The 3587-nt window shown below is 51.4% G+C and carries 2 tRNA genes and 2 rRNA genes; all 4 read left to right on the top strand.

The features are described from left to right. Nucleotides 1–60 precede the first annotated feature (60 nt). Nucleotides 61–137 (top strand) — tRNA-Ile (locus tag J4E63_RS30640). Between the two features lie 10 nt (nucleotides 138–147). Then, nucleotides 148–223, top strand: a tRNA-Ala gene (locus J4E63_RS30635). A gap of 241 nt (nucleotides 224–464) precedes the next feature. Next, nucleotides 465–3356, top strand: a 23S ribosomal RNA gene (locus J4E63_RS30630). 170 nt (nucleotides 3357–3526) lie between these two features. Then, a 5S ribosomal RNA gene (gene rrf / locus J4E63_RS30625) occupies nucleotides 3527–3587 on the top strand; the annotation flags it as partial.

Here is a 3587-nt window from a genome sequence, read left to right as displayed (position 1 = left end):
TAGAAGCAGCTTTAAGCTCCAAGCTGATAGCTCATAGCTAACAGTTACAAGCTCGAAATTGGGTCTGTAGCTCAGTTGGTTAGAGCGCACCCCTGATAAGGGTGAGGTCGGCAGTTCGAATCTGCCCAGACCCACCAATTTTGTAATGGGGCCATAGCTCAGCTGGGAGAGCGCCTGCCTTGCACGCAGGAGGTCAGCGGTTCGATCCCGCTTGGCTCCACCATAAACTGCTTCTGAAAGCTTAGAAATGAGCATTCCATCAAGGTGATGGTGAATGTTGATTTCTAGTCTTTTGATTAGATCGTTCTTTAAAAATTTGGGTATGTGATAGAAAGATAGACTGGACGTTACTTTCACTGGTAACGGATCAGGCTAAGGTAAAATTTGTGAGTTGCTCGTAGAGCAAGATCGAATTTTCGGCGAATGTCGTCTTCACAGTATAACCAGATTGCTTGGGGTTATATGGTCAAGTGAAGAAGCGCATACGGTGGATGCCTTGGCAGTCAGAGGCGATGAAAGACGTGGTAGCCTGCGAAAAGCTTCGGGGAGTCGGCAAACAGACTGTGATCCGGAGATGTCTGAATGGGGGAACCCAGCCATCATAAGATGGTTATCTTGTACTGAATACATAGGTGCAAGAAGCGAACCAGGGGAACTGAAACATCTAAGTACCCTGAGGAAAAGAAATCAACCGAGATTCCCTTAGTAGTGGCGAGCGAACGGGGACTAGCCCTTAAGCTTCTTTGATTTTAGCGGAACGCTCTGGAAAGTGCGGCCATAGTGGGTGATAGCCCTGTACGCGAAAGGATCTTAGAAGTGAAATCGAGTAGGACGGAGCACGAGAAACTTTGTCTGAATATGGGGGGACCATCCTCCAAGGCTAAATACTACTGACTGACCGATAGTGAACTAGTACCGTGAGGGAAAGGCGAAAAGAACCCCGGAGAGGGGAGTGAAATAGATCCTGAAACCGTATGCGTACAAGCAGTGGGAGCCCACTTTGTTGGGTGACTGCGTACCTTTTGTATAATGGGTCAGCGACTTATTTTCAGTGGCGAGCTTAACCGAATAGGGGAGGCGTAGCGAAAGCGAGTCTTAATAGGGCGTCTAGTCGCTGGGAATAGACCCGAAACCGGGCGATCTATCCATGGGCAGGTTGAAGGTTAGGTAACACTGACTGGAGGACCGAACCGACTACCGTTGAAAAGTTAGCGGATGACCTGTGGATCGGAGTGAAAGGCTAATCAAGCTCGGAGATAGCTGGTTCTCCTCGAAAGCTATTTAGGTAGCGCCTCATGTATCACTGTAGGGGGTAGAGCACTGTTTCGGCTAGGGGGTCATCCCGACTTACCAAACCGATGCAAACTCCGAATACCTACAAGTGCCGAGCATGGGAGACACACGGCGGGTGCTAACGTCCGTCGTGAAAAGGGAAACAACCCAGACCGTCAGCTAAGGTCCCAAAGTTATGGTTAAGTGGGAAACGATGTGGGAAGGCTTAGACAGCTAGGAGGTTGGCTTAGAAGCAGCCACCCTTTAAAGAAAGCGTAATAGCTCACTAGTCGAGTCGGCCTGCGCGGAAGATGTAACGGGGCTCAAACCATACACCGAAGCTACGGGTATCACGCAAGTGATGCGGTAGAGGAGCGTTCTGTAAGCCTGTGAAGGTGAGTTGAGAAGCTTGCTGGAGGTATCAGAAGTGCGAATGCTGACATGAGTAACGACAATGGGTGTGAAAAACACCCACGCCGAAAGACCAAGGTTTCCTGCGCAACGTTAATCGACGCAGGGTTAGTCGGTCCCTAAGGCGAGGCTGAAAAGCGTAGTCGATGGAAAACAGGTTAATATTCCTGTACTTCTGGTTATTGCGATGGAGGGACGGAGAAGGCTAGGCCAGCTTGGCGTTGGTTGTCCAAGTTTAAGGTGGTAGGCTGAGATCTTAGGTAAATCCGGGATCTTAAGGCCGAGAGCTGATGACGAGTTACCCTTTGGGTGACGAAGTGGTTGATGCCATGCTTCCAAGAAAAGCTTCTAAGCTTCAGGTAACCAGGAACCGTACCCCAAACCGACACAGGTGGTTGGGTAGAGAATACCAAGGCGCTTGAGAGAACTCGGGTGAAGGAACTAGGCAAAATGGCACCGTAACTTCGGGAGAAGGTGCGCCGGTGAGGGTGAAGCACTTGCTGCGTAAGCCCACGCCGGTCGAAGATACCAGGCCGCTGCGACTGTTTATTAAAAACACAGCACTCTGCAAACACGAAAGTGGACGTATAGGGTGTGACGCCTGCCCGGTGCCGGAAGGTTAATTGATGGGGTTAGCTAACGCGAAGCTCTTGATCGAAGCCCCGGTAAACGGCGGCCGTAACTATAACGGTCCTAAGGTAGCGAAATTCCTTGTCGGGTAAGTTCCGACCTGCACGAATGGCGTAACGATGGCGGCGCTGTCTCCACCCGAGACTCAGTGAAATTGAAATCGCTGTGAAGATGCAGTGTATCCGCGGCTAGACGGAAAGACCCCGTGAACCTTTACTATAGCTTTGCACTGGACTTTGAATTTGCTTGTGTAGGATAGGTGGGAGGCTTTGAAGCGTGGACGCCAGTTCGCGTGGAGCCATCCTTGAAATACCACCCTGGCAACTTTGAGGTTCTAACTCAGGTCCGTTATCCGGATCGAGGACAGTGTATGGTGGGTAGTTTGACTGGGGCGGTCTCCTCCTAAAGAGTAACGGAGGAGTACGAAGGTGCGCTCAGACCGGTCGGAAATCGGTCGTAGAGTATAAAGGCAAAAGCGCGCTTGACTGCGAGACAGACACGTCGAGCAGGTACGAAAGTAGGTCTTAGTGATCCGGTGGTTCTGTATGGAAGGGCCATCGCTCAACGGATAAAAGGTACTCCGGGGATAACAGGCTGATACCGCCCAAGAGTTCATATCGACGGCGGTGTTTGGCACCTCGATGTCGGCTCATCACATCCTGGGGCTGAAGCCGGTCCCAAGGGTATGGCTGTTCGCCATTTAAAGTGGTACGCGAGCTGGGTTTAGAACGTCGTGAGACAGTTCGGTCCCTATCTGCCGTGGACGTTTGAGATTTGAGAGGGGCTGCTCCTAGTACGAGAGGACCGGAGTGGACGAACCTCTGGTGTTCCGGTTGTCACGCCAGTGGCATTGCCGGGTAGCTATGTTCGGAAAAGATAACCGCTGAAAGCATCTAAGCGGGAAACTTGCCTCAAGATGAGATCTCACTGGGACCTTGAGTCCCCTGAAGGGCCGTCGAAGACTACGACGTTGATAGGCAGGGTGTGTAAGCGCTGTGAGGCGTTGAGCTAACCTGTACTAATTGCCCGTGAGGCTTGACCATATAACACCCAAGCAATTTGTAGACTCCAAGCCGCAAGGCGAACGAGACCAGATTGCGGTGTGTGAAGACGAAACGAACCGAAAGTTCGAGACGCTCGAGTGCAACACACAAACTATCGCATACCCATTCGCTGGAACGTGACCGCAAGGCACGCGCTGGCTACCGAATTTCTTGACGACCATAGAGCATTGGAACCACCTGATCCCATCCCGAACTCAGAAGTGAAACGAT

Origin of the sequence: Pseudomonas sp. FW300-N2F2 (assembly GCF_017351655.1) — a bacterium.
In the GTDB taxonomy this organism is placed as follows: Bacteria; Pseudomonadota; Gammaproteobacteria; order Pseudomonadales; family Pseudomonadaceae; genus Aquipseudomonas; species Aquipseudomonas fluorescens_AA.
The sequence above is the reverse complement of the archived record's forward strand: the minus strand, read 5'-3'. Positions and strand labels throughout refer to the sequence as shown.